This window comes from Mycobacterium sp. 012931, assembly GCF_000419295.1.
Lineage (GTDB): Bacteria > Actinomycetota > Actinomycetes > Mycobacteriales > Mycobacteriaceae > Mycobacterium > Mycobacterium marinum.
On the sequence record NZ_AOPX01000001.1, the window covers coordinates 5,327,056 to 5,343,235 of the forward strand.

Below are 16,180 nucleotides of genomic sequence, written 5' to 3' on the forward strand. Positions count from 1 at the left end.
CGGTCTTCGGTGGATCGGACACCACAATAGCGCGGCCCGCCCGATCAGCCAAAACGGGCGAGTATGCCCCCCGCAGCGCCGCACGGGAAGTTGGGCCCGAACCGCCACGCGAGGCCGCCCAAGCCACTTCAGCTACTCCAGCCACTTGAGTAACGCGGATCTATGGGGCGTGGCCGCCGGCCCCGCCGGTGCCTCCACCACCGCCGGTGCCGTCCTGGTAACCCACATCGCCGGGCAGGCCGGGCCAGCCGGGATAGTCCGAACCGTCGATATGTGCCACACCACCGTGACCGCCTTGACCGCCGTGACCACCCGGCTGCCCATGCAGGGCGTGGCCGCCGTCGCCGCCGTTACCCGACACCCCGCCAAAACTGTTACCACCGGTGCCGCCGAAACCGCCGTTGCCGGCCTTGCCGACCAGCGAGGCGTGGGCGCTGCCGCCTCGGCCACCGTTGCCGCCGTTGCCGGCGTTGAAACCGGATCCGCCGTTGCCGCCGTAGCCACCGTCGCCGGGGTGGCCGCCGCCGTCGGGATTGTCTCTACTGCCATCGCCGCCATGGCCGCCATGACCGCCATGACCGCCATGACCGCCATGACCGCCATGACCGCCATGACCGCCATTGCCCATGATTCCGTCGTCGCCCGGGGCGGCGTGGGTGGAGCCGTCACCACTGATTCCGCCGGTGCCACCGACACCGCCCGCCGCGCCGTAACCACCGTTGCCACCGTTGCCACCGTTGTGCCCGTTCTCGAACCCGATGGGATTCGGACCGGAACCGCCGTTACCACCGTTGGCGCCGTTACCGCCATTACCGCCGGCGCCCCCCGAACCGCCGGCACCGTCGGCGCCGTCGAGGAATCCGGGTGCGTGGGACACACCGCCCGCGCCGCCGTCACCGCCGTTGCCACCGTTACCCGCGTGACCGCCTCTGCCGCCCGATTCGCCGTCCGTGCCGGTACCGGCCTTCCCCGACAACCCCGTGGCGCCATCACCGCCGGTGCCGCCCTGACCGCCGACGCCACCTGACCCGCCGGCACCGCCGACACCACCCTTTGCACCACCGCCGCCGCCGGCACCGCCAGCACCACCGTGCCCGCCATCACCGGCATTGAACCCGTCTTCACCCGCGGTTCCGCCATGGGCGCCCGGACTACCTGCCCCGCCCGCACCGCCGTTACCGCCGACTCCTCCGTTGCCATAGGCACCGCCGTCGCCGCCCCGGCCGCCGGCGCCGCCAGCACTCGCCGCTGCCGCCGTGACCGCCGTTGCCTCCGTTACCGCACTGGTCGGGCCAATCCCGTCAAGGCCGGCGGTACCTGCAACAGAGCCGCCCCCAGCGGCGCCACCCTCGCCCCCAGCACCCGGATCGCCACCTCGCCCACCATCGCCGCCAGCCAACCCCGAGCCCGCCGCGGCATCGGCACCACGGCCGCCATCACCGGCCACGCCCCCGCTCCCGCCGTGGCCTCCGTCACCACCGGCGCCCTGGAGGCCATCGGAGTAGCCGCCCGCCTGCGCATGACCTGCGTCGCCACCGGTGCCGCCGGCCCCACCATTCCCGCCGGCACCGCCAACCCCGCCGGCACCGCCGTTCATGTCTATGCCGATGTGCCCGGCCAGGCCGGTGGTGCCGGCACCACCATTCCCGCCGATACCGCCGGCACCACCCGCGCCGCCGTCGCCGCCATCGCCGGCGAGGGCGCCACCGCTACCGCCGGCACCACCATTCCCGCCGGCACCGCCGGCCTCGCCCGCGAAGCCAGCCTCACCGGGGAGCAAACCTGAGGCCCCCGCTTCACCGGCCTTGCCCACACCGCCGTCACCACCGTCTCCGCCGTGGCCGAACAGCCCGCCGTTACCACCAGCCCCGCCAGCCCCACCCGATTTGCCAGCCGCTATCGCGTCGGCGCCGCGGCCCCCGGCGCCACCATTACCACTGATCGGACGCGCCCCCTCCGCGCCGTGGGCACCTGTCACGGAGCCGGCCCCACCGGCTCCCCCGGCCCCGCCGACACCCGCGTTGCCGCCGTCGCCCCCTGCACCTCCGATACCGGTACCGCCGGCAAACGTGCCCGCCGCGCCTCGGCCACCGTCGCCAGCCAATCCACCGGCACCGCCGGCTCCGCCGGCACCGCCAGCGCCCCGCTGACCCAGAAAACCGCCCTCGCCGCCGGTCCCGCCAACTCCGCCGGTCCCGCCAACACCACCGTCGCCGCTAGTTCCGCCGGCGCTGCCCAGGACAACCCCGTCCCCGCCGGCACCACCCGCACCACCGGTGCCCCCGACACCGCCGAGCCCCCCGACGCCCCCGTTGCCGACCAACCAGCCACCGCGACCACCGGCACCGCCGTTGCCCGCGTGGCCGCCCGCACCACCGGCGTCACCAGCCCCGCCGGAAAGGCCAGCACCACCATCGCCGCCGGCACCACCGGCGCCACCGAGGCCGTACAACCCCGCGGCTCCCCCGGCACCACCATCACCACCGTTGGTACCGTTCGCGCCGCCGGTCGCACCCACGGCCGAGACTCCACTGACTCCGCCGGCGCCGCCGGCACCGCCATGGCCGAGTAGACCCGCGGACCCGCCGGCCTGACCTACTCCACCTGAGCCACCGTTACCACCGTTGCCCCACAACAACCCCCCGTTGCCGCCCGCCTGCCCGCTACCGGGCGCGCCGTCGGTGCCGTTGCCGATCAACGACCACCCGAACAACGCTTGAGTGGGCGTATTGATCACGTCCAAGACGCACTGCTCGACGGTCTCCAAACCGGCTACCGCCGATATGTTGGCAGCTTCAGCTTCCGCATAGCCCCCCGAGGCGGCGGCCAGCATCTGCACAAACCGCCGGTGAAACAGCGCCACCTGAGCGCTGAGCGACTCGTACTCGCGCCCATGAGCGACGAACAATGCCGCCAGCGCCACCGAGACCTCATCCACCCCGGGAGGCAGCACGGCCGTCGTCGCACCAGCCGCCGCATTGGCCTCATCGATCGATGACCCAATCTGTGTCAAGGCCGCCGCACCATCGATCACTAGCTCCGGCGAAACACTCACAAACGACATGACCCCACCCCCATCAGCCCAGCCAAGAATGCCGCCCCAAGCGACTGCCAACACGCTATACACGCAGGTAAACGGCGTACAACGCGAATCGACGGCACCGCCAAAAACTGAACAATGCCCGGCGCAGCGCCCGGCCGGCACGCGTCTCACCGCGGCAACTCAACCGGCAACAACGACGGCCAAAGCGCGGGGTTGCGTCTCACCGCTAAGACGCATCAATGAGCTCGAGCGCGGGAACCGCGTCTAGCCAGGGGCCACTAATTGCCGGCTCGTCGCCCAAGAAAAACCGCCGTCGGGATTGCGCGACACCGGCGTGAAATCAGCACGACACGAGGACGAGAAACCCCCGTAACATCGGGGACCCCAACTCGTCTGTGCGAGGGGTCGGCCGGGACGCGGACGTCGTTCGCCACAGCCGGCTAGCCGAGCCCGGCAAGGCGGGCGGCACCGACCAGACCGGCCTGTCCGCCTAGCTCGGCGGGCACAACGCGCAGGCCGGCCAAGAAGTCCAGCCCGAGGTAGTCGGCCAATGCCGCGCGCAGCGGGTCGAATAACAGGCGCCCGGCTTTGGCGACCCCTCCCCCGATGACAACCCGGTCGAGGTCGCACACCGCGCCCACCGAGGCGATCATGGCGGCCAGGCCACGGGTGCCCCGGCGAAAGGCCGCCAGCGCCACGGCATCTCCGGCGGCTGCCGCGGCCGCCAATTCCCGGGCGCCCGCTTCGGGTCGCGCCGACCAACCGTTGGCCCGAGCCCATCGAACCATCGACGGGCCAGCGGCGATCGTCTCGACACAGCCACGGCCACCGCAGGAACACCGCAGGCCATCCTGATCGACCACGACATGCCCCACGTGTCCCGCGTTGCCGGTGCGGCCCGGATACGGGACGCCGCCGAGCACCAGCCCCCCGCCGACACCGGTGGACACCACCATGCCCAACAGGAAACGTGCTCCCCGTCCCGCACCCAGCCAGTGCTCGCCGAGCGCCATGCAGACCCCATCGCCGCCCAGCCGCACCGGCACATCGGGCACCATGGCCGCAACCCGGTCTCGCAGCGGGAAGCCGCGCCAGGAGCCGATATTGATCGGGCTGACCGTCCCGCTATCCAGGTCGACCGGCCCGGCCGAGGCGATGCCCACCGCAGCCACCGTGGCGTCGGCCACCCGCAATGCCTCGGCGATCGCCTCGGCGACCGCGGCCCAGACCTGCTCGGCCGCGCATCGCGCCGGGGTCGGCACCTGGGCGGTGTGCACCAGCGCGCCGTCGACGTCGGCCAGCCCGACGGCGACCTTGGTGCCGCCGATGTCCAGACAGAGGGTCAACATGAGCGCTCAGTGCCGGTGGGTGTTGTCGGGTTGGCGCGGATCGCCGGGATGCTCATAACCCGGGGCCAGTTGGACCAGCGCGGCACGGCGCCCGTCCAGCCACACCCGGAACGCGCGTCGGCGCGCGGCCCCCAACAGGTGCTCGGCGATCGCGTCGCGCACCCGCTCCAGCGGCGGGGCGGCCACCGGCGGGACATGCCAACCGTGCCGCCCCGGCACCGGAGCCGCAAACCGCAGCGGGTTGCGGGCGTGGTAGGCGGCCACCTCGTCGTCACCGACCCGGACGTCCGCCGTGACCTCGGCGAACAGCGCCCGCACCCGCGGATCGGCAAGCACCGCAGCGGCCACACTGCCGATCTCCAGGCGCGCGGTGACATCGGGCAGCAGTTCGGCCCCCGACGGCGCCGGATGCCCGGTGACGCCGCGCGCTGTGGCTTCGTCGGCAAGCACCCGCTCGGTCGCGATCAATTGCGCCAGCCAGCGCCGCAGCTGCCGCCCCTCGCTGGTGCCGCTGACCGGCAGTGCGGCCGCCCGCGGGCCGTTGCGCAGCCGCGCTTCGCGCGCGTCGACCTCACCGACGGCAATGGGTGCGCCCGCGACGGTCGCGACCAGGGAACCGGTCATGTCACCGTCACCCGTACCGCTGGGGAGTAGACCAGTCGGCCGGCGCAGCCGACCCGCACCAGCGCCCACCACTGTCCCGGGGCCAGCCAGCCCGGCGGGGCCACATCGAAGACGAGTTCGGCGCTGCCGCAGGCAGGCAGCACGGCCCCGGCCGCGGCCGGGGCCATCCACTCCCAGGTGCCCCAGGGGCTGATGAGGTGCGCCTCGAGCGTCAGGTCGGTTTGGGCGCGGCTGCCGACGGTCACCGCAAGCCGGGCCGAACTTCCGGCGGCCAGCTCCAGGTCGGCCGGTTCCTCGGCGAGATAGACGAGCTGGCTGAGATCGGTCCCGACGGCCACCACACAGACATCCTCGACCATCTGCCGCCACGCCGCCGGGACTTCCGGCTCGGTAATGCTCAACTGGGCGCGCACCGGATACAGCCCGGGTCCGGCGGTGGCCGGAATCCTCACCATGACGTTGGTCTCCACATACTCACCGGCGCCCAAGTCGAACGGCAACCGGCGGGGTGCGACCGACCAGCCATCTGGAAACCGCACCTCGATCAGGCCACACAGCGAGGAATCGGTGCAGTCGCTGGCGGTGGTCAAACGCAACGTCACCTGGCTTCCCGGCTCGGCCGTCACCTGCTCGGGGTGCAGGTAGGCGACGGCGGGTAGCCCGCCCAGTGGTGCGGGGCCCCGATTGTGCAGCCAATACCGCGCGTAGAGCGGTTGAGCCGCCTCGTGCTGCGGCGCAAGCGCGTCAGAACACGACAGCACCGCGGGCATCTCGAGCCGGGCCAGCGTGGTGGCGACATGAAAGCCATGCAGATTAACCCCTGGGGTAGCTCGCTGCGGATGCTCGAGCAGGTCAGCCATCCGAAGCTCGCTCAGCTCGCCCAATTCGCAGCGCAGCGTCACCGGCGCCGCCGCCCCGGTGGTTTCCACCAGGCGCAGCGTCACCGCGGCGGGGTCGACGGACCGGGCACTGCCGGCGGTCAGCGGGTTACCCGCCGCCTTGAGCGCGCCCAGCTGCACCGAGCCGGCCGGCTCGATCTCTAGCAGCGATCCGACCTGCGCCAGCTTGCCCGCGCGGTCGCGCGCAGTCACGGCCAGCAATGGTTGGGAGAACTCAGCGCTGCGGGCCGGGATGTCGGCGCGCCGCCAATCGCCGTCGGCGCAGACCAGGGCGTAGTCGAAATCGTGGGTCCAGTGTTGCAGCTGGAAGTTGGAGCCGTCGGGCGCGGTGCGGCGGGGCTCGTCGATCCAGACCCTGGACGGCCAGCCGGTGCAGGACCGCATCAGCGCGGTATGCAGGGTGCCCTCGGAGTCGACGGCAAAGCTGGGCATTCCGCGGTTGAACAACGCGATCGTGCGGGCCTCGAACGGTTCCATGTCTGCCGGCGCCTGCTGCCGGACGGAGATCTCGGCATCGGCCAGATCGTCGACCAGCGCGGCGATCGCCGCGGCGAGATCCGTGTCGTCGCGACCGTCGATCACCAGCACCGGCAGCGCACGTGGCGCGCGCAGGTCCGCCCCGGGCACCCAGACCGACGCCAACGAGGTCGCGGCCGGCACCCACACCCGGGCCCGCCCGCCGCTGGCCAACTGGCGCTCCAACTCGGCGGTGTAGCCCGGATCCGCGTCCGCCAGCACGGCCTTGGTGAACACGTTGCGCGCGGGCCCGCCCAGCGCGATCCGGACGTCGGGCAAATTGGAGTCCACGTCGAGGTTTCCGTAGCGCGGTTTGTCGGCGCCGCTGCAGGTGGCCGTCACACCGGCGCGCACCAGCGCGACCATCAGCTCGCGCGCCAGCGGGCCCGATGTCGCCTCCGAGGGGGACACCACCTCGGCCACCGATACCGCGCGCACCGCGTCGCTGCCGGCGCGGACCCACACCGCCGAGGACAATCCGAACCAGCCGTAGGCCGGGTTGTCCAATGTCCACAGGTGTTGGGCCGTGTCCACCGACCGAGCTCCCGATTCACCGACCGGGTGCAGCAGCGCGAAACCTCGCCCGACGACGGCATCGCCCACCTCGCTGACCGCCATCGCGCCCGGCACCGGGCAGGGCCACCGCAAGCGCACCAGCTGGTCGTTGCCGCTGAAGTCATCGATGGTGGTGCGACAGTCCACCCGGGCCACGCCCCGCCACAAGGTCAGGGTCTGGGTATAACGCAGCAGCGTGCCGATCCGGCCTCGCACCACCAGCCGCTGCCCAATCGGGCAGCGGTAGCCGCGCACTTCGGCGGCCGATTCCGACGAGCACACCACCGGCCCGTTGGGCAACAGATGCCACGGGCCCTCGCCCTGCGTCGGGTGCGATGGATATTCCTGGTAAACCGCAAGCTCGTTGCCCACCCGCCCGTCCGCGATGAGCTGGCGGTGGTCCCGCACCAGCGATTCCACGCCGCCACCGCGTTCGGGATCCACGCGCAGGCGGTAGTGCTCGTTGGCGATCTCGGTCCCGGTTACCGGTTCCCAGCCCGTAGCCGCGTCGGTCGGGATCAACTGGTAGGTCTTCCAGCCCAGCGAAGGGACATCGCTGGGCTGGAAGCTGACGGTCCGCCCGTCGGCATCGACGTGCGCCGGGGTGTGTGCACCGTCGGGTCCGCGCACCGCCACGCCGGCGCCCAACGGCCGCTGCAGCTCAATCGTGACGATGTCGGTGCGCCGCCGGGTCAACGGGTTCCACACCACGACCGCCTCCCCCGGGCCGGCCACCGCGCGCGAGAGCAGCTGCAGCGAGTTGTCCCGGACGGTGCGGCCGATCTCCCACGCGTCGCGCCATCCGGTGAGTAGATCCAGATAGACCTGGTCGGACTCGGAGCCGGTGATGGCGTCGTGATGTGCCCCGTAGGCCAGTTGCACCCACGCTTTGGCCAACGCCGCCTGCGGATACGGGGCACCGCAGAGGACCCCGGCGAACACGGCGAAGCGCTCGGCCTGCAGGACCGCGTTCTCGGCGGCCCGGTTGGCTTGTTTGGTGTCGATGTAGGACACGTCTTTGCCCGTATAGATCGGGTTCATGTCGCGCGTCTGCGGCGACGCGACCGCACCACGGTCGGCCAGTTCGGCACGCACCGCGGCAAAAAACTCCCTCGGCAGGCCGCAGACAAATCGCGGCCAGGTGTAGCGGGCGGCCCAGTCGCGGTGGATTTCGCTAACCCACTTGTTCGGCGGGGTGTAGTCGGTTCCGACCGGCAGCAGCACGTTACGGGTCAAGGCGACCCTTTTGAGCTCGTCGAAAAGCGCGTAGGTGGCCGCCGCGGCCTCAGCCAGCGAGCTCGACGAGTCCATCCACCAGCCCGCCGAATAGTGCGCCGGCATGTAGTGGGTGAGCAGGCCCCGACCCGATGGCGAAATCCACTCGAACTCGCTGCAAAACTGCATCCGTTCGACACCCTCGCCCCGGCCGCCCTGCGCGGGACCCCATTGGTGGTGCGGTCCACGCGCCCACGAGCTCGACGTCAAGCCGGCGTCGGCGGCCATCCCCGGGAACTGTGGGTCGTGGCCGAACACGTCGAGCTGCCATGCGGTGGCCGGGTCGGCGCCCAGCACGTCACGCTGAAAACCGATGCCGTGCACCAAATTACGAATGGTCGTCTCTGGGCTGGTGAGGTTTGTGTTGGGTTCGTTATAGGTTCCGCCCATCACTTCCACCCGGCCCTGCGCCAGAAACCGGCGCAGGTCGGCACGGTCCTGCGGATGGGTGTCCCAGTACGGCTTGAGGTAGTCGACTTCGGCCAGCACGAACTTGTAGTCGGGATCGCGGCGCGCCATCTCGAGATGGGCGTGTACCAGCTCGAACCCGTTGGTCTGACGGGCGCGCCCGGGCGGGTCTTCGTGCCACTGGCTGGTGTAGGCCCCCTGGGTGTTCCACCACACCGGGTCGTAGTGGAAGTGGCTGACCATGAACATCGTCCAGCCCGGCTCGGCCACGGTGAACGTGAATGTGAATGTGCAGGCTGCGCCGGCGGAACCCGCCCAGACCCGCGCATCCCGCCGTTGTCCCACGACGGGGTCCTTGAGCACAACCGGCACCTCGAGGATTTCGGCCCCCACCGCGGCGAGGGCCTGTCCGCTCAGGCCGGCACCGTCGACACGGATTGATGTCGGCTCGGTGCACTCGGCGATCCTCACCCGGACCAGCTGCAGTGGGGCATCCGGCGGGCCCACGAAAAGTTCGGTCGATTCCACCGAAACCACCTGCATGACCGCACCCTACGGCGCCGTGGCGACTCGACAAAGCTATTGGGCAACCCTTTGGCGGCCCTTTGGCACAGCATGTCGACCATCGAATGCTGCCCGTGTTCGCTACGTTGATCAACCGTGGCGGATGTGAGCGACATCGATCCGTGCTACGCAACGATCGCTGAGCTTTCGCACGCGTTCGCGACTCGGGCGCTCTCTCCGGTGGAGGTCACCAGAGCGCACCTGCAACGCATCGACCGGCTCAATCCCGTGCTGCACCCATATATGACGGTGCTGGCCGACAGCGCACTCGATGAGGCGAGACAAGCCGAGGAACAGATCGCACGCGGTAACCACCGCGGCCGGCTGCATGGTGTTCCGATTGCCGTGAAGGATCTCTGTTTTACCCAGGGGATCCCAACCACCGCGGGCATGGCGATCCATCGGGATTTCAGACCCAGCTACGACGCAACGGTGGTTTCCCGTTTGCGGCGGGCCGGAGCGGTGCTGCTGGGGAAGCTGCATATGTGCGAGGCCGCCGGCGCCGAGTACCACCCGGATTTCCCGGCGGTGGTGAACCCGTGGAGCGCCGAACGCTGGGCCGGAGCGTCGTCCAGCGGCTCGGCCGTGGCCACCGTCACCGGGTTGTGCACGGCCAGCCTCGGCAGCGACACCGGCGGGTCGATTCGCACTCCGTGCACGATGACCGGAGCCACCGGCCTCAAGCCGACCTGGGGACGCGTCAGCGTCCACGGTGTGTTCGCGATGGCGCCGTCACTGGACACCATCGGACCGATGGCGCGAAACGCCGAGGACACCGGCCATGTGTTGCGGGCGATCGCCGGTGCCGACCCGCAGGATCCAACCGCCACCAGAGTTGGGGTACCCGAGTACGTGACGGGTTCACCCGAGATTCGCACCGTGCGGATCGGGTTCGATCCGGAGTACGCGCTCGGCGGGGTCGAGCCCGATGTGGCGCGGGTGGTCCGCACCGCGCTGCGCGTGCTGGCGGACCTCGGCGCGGACATTCGCGAGGTGTCGCTGCCGTCGACCGCGGCGCTGGCGGCCGGGTGGGGGGCTTATGTGGGAGCCCAAATCGCCGTCGTGCACGAGCGGACCTATCCGTCCCGATCCGCGGAGTACGGCCCATTCGCAAGCCAGCTCCTGGACGCCGGTCACGCGGTGTCCGGCATGGAGATCGCCCGCATCCAGCGCGAGCGAAACCTGTTCGCCGGGAGACTGGCGGCGCTGTTCGAGGATGTCGACTTGCTCGTCGCGCCCGTCTTGCCGCTGGCGAACCTGACCCTCGATCGGTTCAGGGAGTTGCTGTTCAATCCCGAGACTCTGCCGGACTTGCTGCGCTTCACCGGACCGTTCAACTTCTCCGGCAGCCCGACGATCACCCTGCCGGGCGGCTTCGATTCCCACGGCGGACCGATCGGTTTCCAATTCGTGGCTCGACACTTCGATGAACCGCTGCTGATCCGGGCCGGGCGAGCCTTTCAAAGCGCCACCGACTGGCATCTTCGCCGCCCACCCGTGCAATGAGCCTCGTGCCGCCGCGACGCGGGCGTCGCGGCGGTAGGTAGAAATGAGGCGTGCGCACCAGCAGCGGCGTTGCGCGCCGCGAGACGACTACGGGCGACGTCGAACTGTTCTACGAAGAACTGGGCGACCCGAGCGGTCAGCCGGTGCTGCTCATCATGGGTTTGGGCGCCCAGCTGCCGATGTGGCCGGACGAATTCTGCGCCCGCCTGGTCGCGGCCGGCTACCGCGTCATCCGATTCGATCATCGCGACACCGGTCTGTCGGCCAAGATGCGCGGGATGCGCGCACCGGGCTCGGTCTACCGACGGATAGGGCGCTACCTGCTGGGCCGGCCCAGCCCGGTGCCCTACACCCTGCTCGACATGACCGAGGACGTTGCGGCCCTGCTGGACCACTTGTCCATCGCCCGGGCACACGTGGTGGGGGCGTCACTGGGCGGCATGATCGCCCAGATCCTGGCCGCCGATCAGCCCCAGCGAGTGGCGTCGTTGGGAATCATCATGTCGACCACCGGAAAGGCGTTCTCGGCGCCACCGGCGTGGCGGGTCATCAAGCTGGCGTTCGGCCAGCCCGGCCCGAACGCGTCTGCCGAAGAGAAGCTGGCATTCGAGGTGCGCAACGTCGCCGTGTTCAACGGGCCCAACTTTTTGCCGCCTCAAAGCGACCTGCGCCAGCGCGTGCGGCTACTCGCCGACCGCTGCAACTACCCGCCAGGCATGCTGCGCCAGTTTGATGCCGTGCTGGGCACCGGCAGCCTGCTCGGGTACAGCAAGGCGATCACTGCGCCGACGGTGGTGCTGCATGGTTCGGCAGACCCGATGGTGCGGCTGCGCAACGGGCGGGCGGTCGCCGCGGCGATCCCGGACGCACGCTTCGTCGTTGTCGACGGAATGGGCCATGATCTCCCCCAGCCGGTATGGCGCCCAATATTGTAAACCCTTACCGAAAACTTCTCGCGAGCCGCGCCGCCGCACGTGTAATCATTGCGAAATTCCGGCCTGATTTTCGCAATGGAGGCACGCTCGGCGAGCATTACCCAGCGCGTGAATGGGCTCACAACAATTGTGACTTGACACTGTCGATTTGGCACACTGCTCAAATGACTACTACCAAACACCGCGAGGTGGCCAAGCTGGACCGGGTGCCGTTGCCGGTCGAAGCGGCCCGGGTAGCCGTCACTGGTTGGCAGGTCACCCGCACCGCGGCTCGCTTCGTCACGAAGCTGCCGGGCAAAGGATTCGCCTCGTCCTGGCAGCAGAAGATCATCAAGGAGATCCCGCAGACGTTCGCCGACCTGGGCCCGACCTACGTCAAGTTCGGTCAGATCATCGCGTCCAGCCCGGGAGCGTTCGGCGAGTCACTGTCGCGGGAATTCCGCGGACTGCTGGACCGGGTGCCGCCGGCCGACACCGACCAGGTGCACAAGCTGTTCGTCGAGGAGCTCGGCGCCGAACCGGCCGAACTGTTCGCCGCTTTCGAAGAAGAGCCCTTCGCATCGGCCTCCATCGCGCAGGTCCACTACGCGACGCTCAAGACCGGCGAGGAGGTGGTGGTCAAGATCCAGCGCCCGGGCATCCGCCGCCGGGTGGCCGCCGATCTGCAAATCCTGCAGCGCTTTGCTCAGGCCGTCGAACTGGCGAAATTGGGCCGTCGACTCTCGGCTCAAGACGTTGTCGCCGACTTCTCCGACAACCTCGCCGAGGAGCTGGATTTTCGTCTCGAGGCGCAGTCGATGGATGCCTGGGTCGCACACCTGCACGCGTCCCCGCTGGGCCGCAACATCCGGGTGCCACAGGTGCACTGGAACTTCACCAGCGAACGGGTGCTGACGATGGAGCGGGTGCACGGCGTCCGCATCGACAATGTCGCCGCCATCCGCAAGGCCGGCTTCGACGGCACCGAGCTGGTCAAAGCGCTGCTGTTCAGCGTGTTCGAGGGCGGGCTGCGGCACGGGCTGTTCCACGGCGACCTGCACGCGGGCAACCTCTACGTGGACGAGGAAGGCCGCATCGTCTTCTTCGATTTCGGCATCATGGGCCGCATCGATCCGCGCACCCGATGGCTGCTGCGTGAGCTGGTGTACGCGCTGCTGGTGAAGAAGGACCACGCCGCGGCCGGCAAGATCGTGGTGCTGATGGGCGCCGTCGGGACGATGAAGCCCGAGGCGCAGGCCGCCAAGGACCTGGAGAAATTCGCCACGCCGCTGACGATGCAGTCGCTGGGCGACATGTCCTACGCCGACATCGGTCGTCAGCTCTCGGCGCTGGCCGACGCCTACGACGTCAAGCTGCCTCGCGAGCTGGTGCTGATCGGCAAACAGTTCCTCTACGTCGAGCGGTACATGAAGCTGCTGGCTCCGAAGTGGCAGATGATGTCCGATCCGCAGCTGACCGGTTACTTCGCCAATTTCATGGTCGAGGTGAGCCGCGAGCATCAGGGCGACTCCAGCGACGCCAGCGGCGATGCCAGCGACGTCGAGGCGTAGCGAATCGCGATGGAAATCCGCACCGGCTATGCCCAATCAGGGGTCGGATCGGGGGCCACGTCCGAGCGGCAGCCCGCCGGTGATCTGAAGCTATACTACGAGGACATGGGCGACATCAACGCCCCGCCCGTCCTGCTGATCATGGGCCTCGGCGCCCAGCTGTTGCTGTGGCGCACCGGGTTTTGCCAGAAGCTGGTCGACCAGGGCCTGCGTGTCATCCGCTACGACAACCGCGATGTCGGCCTGTCCACCAAGATGGAGCAGCCCAGCGCCAGGCAACCCCTGATGCCGCAGTTGATCCGCTCCTGGCTGGGCCGGCGCAGCCAAACGCCATACACGCTGGAAGACACGGCCGACGATGCGGCGGCGCTACTGGACCACCTCGATATCGAGCGGGCCCACATTGTCGGGGCCTCGATGGGCGGCATGATCGCCCAGATCTTCGCCGCACGCTTTGCCGAGCGGACCAACTCGCTGGCGGTCATCTTCTCCAGCAACAATCGCCCGTTTCTGCCGCCGCCGGCACCCCGGGCCTTGCTCGCGGTGCTCAACGGCCCGCCCCCGGGCTCGCCGCGCGAAGTGATCATCGACAACGTCGTGCGGGTCACCAGGATCACCGGCAGTCCGGGTTACCAACCGACCGAGGAGTGGATTCGCGCTGACGCCGCGGAGAACTACGACCGCAGCTACTACCCGTGGGGCATCCGCCGACAGTTCAGCGCGGTCCTGGGCAGTGGCAGCCTGTTGGGCTACAACCGCCGGACCGTGGCACCCACCGTGGTGATCCACGGACGCGCCGACAAGCTGATGCGCCCCTTCGGCGGGCGGGCCGTCGCCAAAGCCATCAACGGCGCCCGGATGGTGGAATTCGACGGGATGGGCCATGACCTGCCACGGCAACTCTGGGACCAGGTGATCGGCGTCCTCACGGGCAACTTCGAGCAGGCCGAATAGCCCGTAATAGGGCGCCCGGTATCTGATACGGCTTTCTCACGACCAGTTTCGGTGATTGCCGCCGAGCGGTACCGTTGGCGCAGGAGGTTGCGCCAAATGGCCGAACTGAAACCGTATTTTGAAGACTCCCAAGCAACATACGACATTTCAGACGAATTCTTCGGCCTGTTCTTGGACCCCACCTGGGTATATACCTGCGCCTACTTCGAGCGCGACGACATGACCCTCGAAGAAGCTCAATTGGCGAAGCTCGATTTGGCGTTGGACAAGCTGCACCTCGAGCCCGGGATGACCCTGCTCGACGTCGGCTGCGGCTGGGGCGGTGCGCTGGTCCGGGCGGTCGAGAAATATGACGTCAACGTCATCGGTCTGACCCTCAGCCGCAACCACTGCCAGCGCAGCCAGGACCGGCTGGCCGCGCTCGGCACCAAGCGGCGGGCCGAGGCGCGGCTGCAGGGCTGGGAAGAGTTCGACGAGCAGGTGGACCGGATCGTCTCATTCGAGGCGTTCGATGCCTTCCGCAAAGAACCCTATGGCGCATTTTTCCAGCGCTCCTACGACATCCTCCCTGCTGGCGGCAGCCTGTTGTTGCACAGCCTGTTCACCTACGACCGCAGGTGGCTACACGAACAGGGCATAGCCCTGACCATGAGCGATCTGCGGTTCCTCAAGTTCCTGCGGGAGTCGATTTTCCCGGGCGGCGAGGTGCCGTCCGAATCCGACATCGTCGACAATGCCCAGGCCGCCGGTTTCGCCGTCGAACAGATCCAACTCATACAGCAGCACTACGCGCACACCCTGGACATCTGGGCCGCCAATCTGGCGGCCGCCCGGGATCGGGCCATCACCGTGCAGTCCGAACAGGTCTATGACAACTTCATGCACTACCTCACCGGATGCGCCGAGCGATTCCGCCGAGGCCTGGTCAACGTGGGCCAGTTCACCCTCACCAAATAGCGGCGAAGGAGGCGCTCACCACACTGGTTCGCGGTTTCGTGTGTCACCCCCGAATCGGATAACATCCCCCCAGAACGCTAGGGGGACGTTCCGGTGCCAATGCGCGCACCGCAGGGTCGGTTTCGGCCCGGAAAGGCATCAGGGTCATGGCCAAAGAGCTAAAGCCGCATTTCGACGACGTACAGGCGCATTACGACCTATCCGACGATTTCTTCCGACTTTTTCTGGACCCCACCCAGACCTACAGCTGCGCCTACTTCGAGCGCGATGACATGACGCTGGAAGAGGCGCAGATCGCCAAGATCGACCTGGCGCTGGGCAAGCTGGGCTTGGAGCCCGGCATGACACTGCTCGACGTCGGCTGCGGCTGGGGCGCCACCATGCGCCGCGCGATCGAGAAATACGACGTCAACGTCGTCGGCCTCACCCTGTCCAAGAACCAGGCCGCCCACGTGCAGAAATCGTTCGACCAGCTGGACACCGCACGCACCCGGCGGGTGCTGCTGGAGGGCTGGGAGCAGTTCGATGAGCCCGTCGACCGTATCGTCTCGATCGGCGCGTTCGAGCACTTCGGTCACGACCGTTACGGCGACTTCTTCACCCTGGCCCACAACATCTTGCCCAGCGACGGGGTGATGCTGCTGCACACGATCACGGGGCTGACCTTCCAGCAAGCCACCGACCGCGGCATGCCGTTGACGTTCGAGATAGCCCGGTTCATCAAGTTCATCGTGACCGAGATCTTCCCGGGCGGGCGGTTGCCGTCGATCGAGAAGGTGGCCGACCATTCGTCGAAGGCGGGCTTCACGCTGACGCGCCGCCAGTCGCTGCAGCCGCACTACGCCAGGACCCTGGACCTGTGGGCCCAAGCCCTGCAAGCCCGCCGGGACGAGGCCATCGAGGTTCAGTCCGAAGAAGTCTATGAGCGCTACATGAAATACCTGACCGGCTGCGCCGACGGCTTCCGCGTCGGTTACATCGACGTCAACCAGTTCACCCTGGAGAAGTCGTGATATCGCGGCGGTCCGATTCGGATCGACGCGGA

10 protein-coding genes are annotated in these 16,180 nt (G+C 68.7%); 6 read left to right on the forward strand and 4 right to left on the reverse strand.

Going from position 1 to position 16,180, the window contains the following annotated elements; genetic code table 11:
- Positions 1-160 precede the first annotated feature (160 nt).
- From MMSP_RS23355 to MMSP_RS23370, 4 genes are all read right to left on the reverse strand, one after another.
- Entirely contained in the window at positions 161-3,064 is a 2,904-nt protein-coding gene (locus MMSP_RS23355) for a PE family protein (RefSeq protein ID WP_036427509.1), read from the reverse strand.
- A gap of 419 nt (positions 3,065-3,483) precedes the next feature.
- Positions 3,484-4,392, reverse strand: a complete 909-nt coding sequence (locus MMSP_RS23360; protein ID WP_020788597.1) for an ROK family protein — start codon at positions 4,390-4,392, stop codon at positions 3,484-3,486.
- Positions 4,393-4,398: 6 nt separating this feature from the next.
- A complete protein-coding gene (locus tag MMSP_RS23365) occupies positions 4,399-5,016 on the reverse strand; it encodes a hypothetical protein (RefSeq protein ID WP_020788598.1) in 618 nt (205 codons plus the stop codon).
- Complete coding sequence (locus tag MMSP_RS23370; RefSeq protein WP_020788599.1) at positions 5,013-9,212, reverse strand: NEW3 domain-containing protein; 4,200 nt, start codon at positions 9,210-9,212, stop codon at positions 5,013-5,015. The genes MMSP_RS23365 and MMSP_RS23370 overlap by 4 nt, the downstream gene beginning before the upstream one ends.
- Positions 9,213-9,329: 117 nt before the next feature.
- Between MMSP_RS23370 and MMSP_RS23375 the strand changes: the two genes are divergently transcribed.
- The 6 genes from MMSP_RS23375 to mmaA2 all read left to right on the forward strand — a co-directional run bounded on the left by MMSP_RS23375 (position 9,330) and on the right by mmaA2 (position 16,148).
- Positions 9,330-10,739, forward strand: coding sequence for an amidase (locus MMSP_RS23375; protein ID WP_020788600.1), 1,410 nt, complete (start codon positions 9,330-9,332; stop codon positions 10,737-10,739).
- A gap of 50 nt (positions 10,740-10,789) precedes the next feature.
- Positions 10,790-11,674 carry an alpha/beta fold hydrolase gene (locus MMSP_RS23380; RefSeq protein ID WP_020788601.1) on the forward strand — a complete coding sequence of 295 codons (885 nt, stop codon included), beginning with the start codon at positions 10,790-10,792 and terminating at the stop codon, positions 11,672-11,674.
- A 164-nt stretch (positions 11,675-11,838) separates the two neighbouring features.
- Positions 11,839-13,224, forward strand: coding sequence for an AarF/ABC1/UbiB kinase family protein (locus MMSP_RS23385; protein ID WP_012392896.1), 1,386 nt, complete (start codon positions 11,839-11,841; stop codon positions 13,222-13,224).
- Positions 13,225-13,233: 9 nt separating this feature from the next.
- Positions 13,234-14,178 carry an alpha/beta fold hydrolase gene (locus MMSP_RS23390; protein WP_020788602.1) on the forward strand — a complete coding sequence of 315 codons (945 nt, stop codon included), beginning with the start codon at positions 13,234-13,236 and terminating at the stop codon, positions 14,176-14,178.
- 96 nt (positions 14,179-14,274) lie between these two features.
- Positions 14,275-15,135: a mycolic acid methyltransferase MmaA1 gene (gene mmaA1, locus MMSP_RS23395; protein ID WP_020788603.1), complete on the forward strand. Its 861-nt coding sequence runs from the start codon at positions 14,275-14,277 to the stop codon at positions 15,133-15,135.
- A gap of 146 nt (positions 15,136-15,281) precedes the next feature.
- Positions 15,282-16,148 (forward strand): cyclopropane mycolic acid synthase MmaA2, encoded by an 867-nt coding sequence (mmaA2, locus tag MMSP_RS23400; RefSeq protein ID WP_020788604.1) that lies wholly within the window; start codon positions 15,282-15,284, stop codon positions 16,146-16,148.
- The last annotated feature ends 32 nt before the right edge of the window (positions 16,149-16,180 follow it).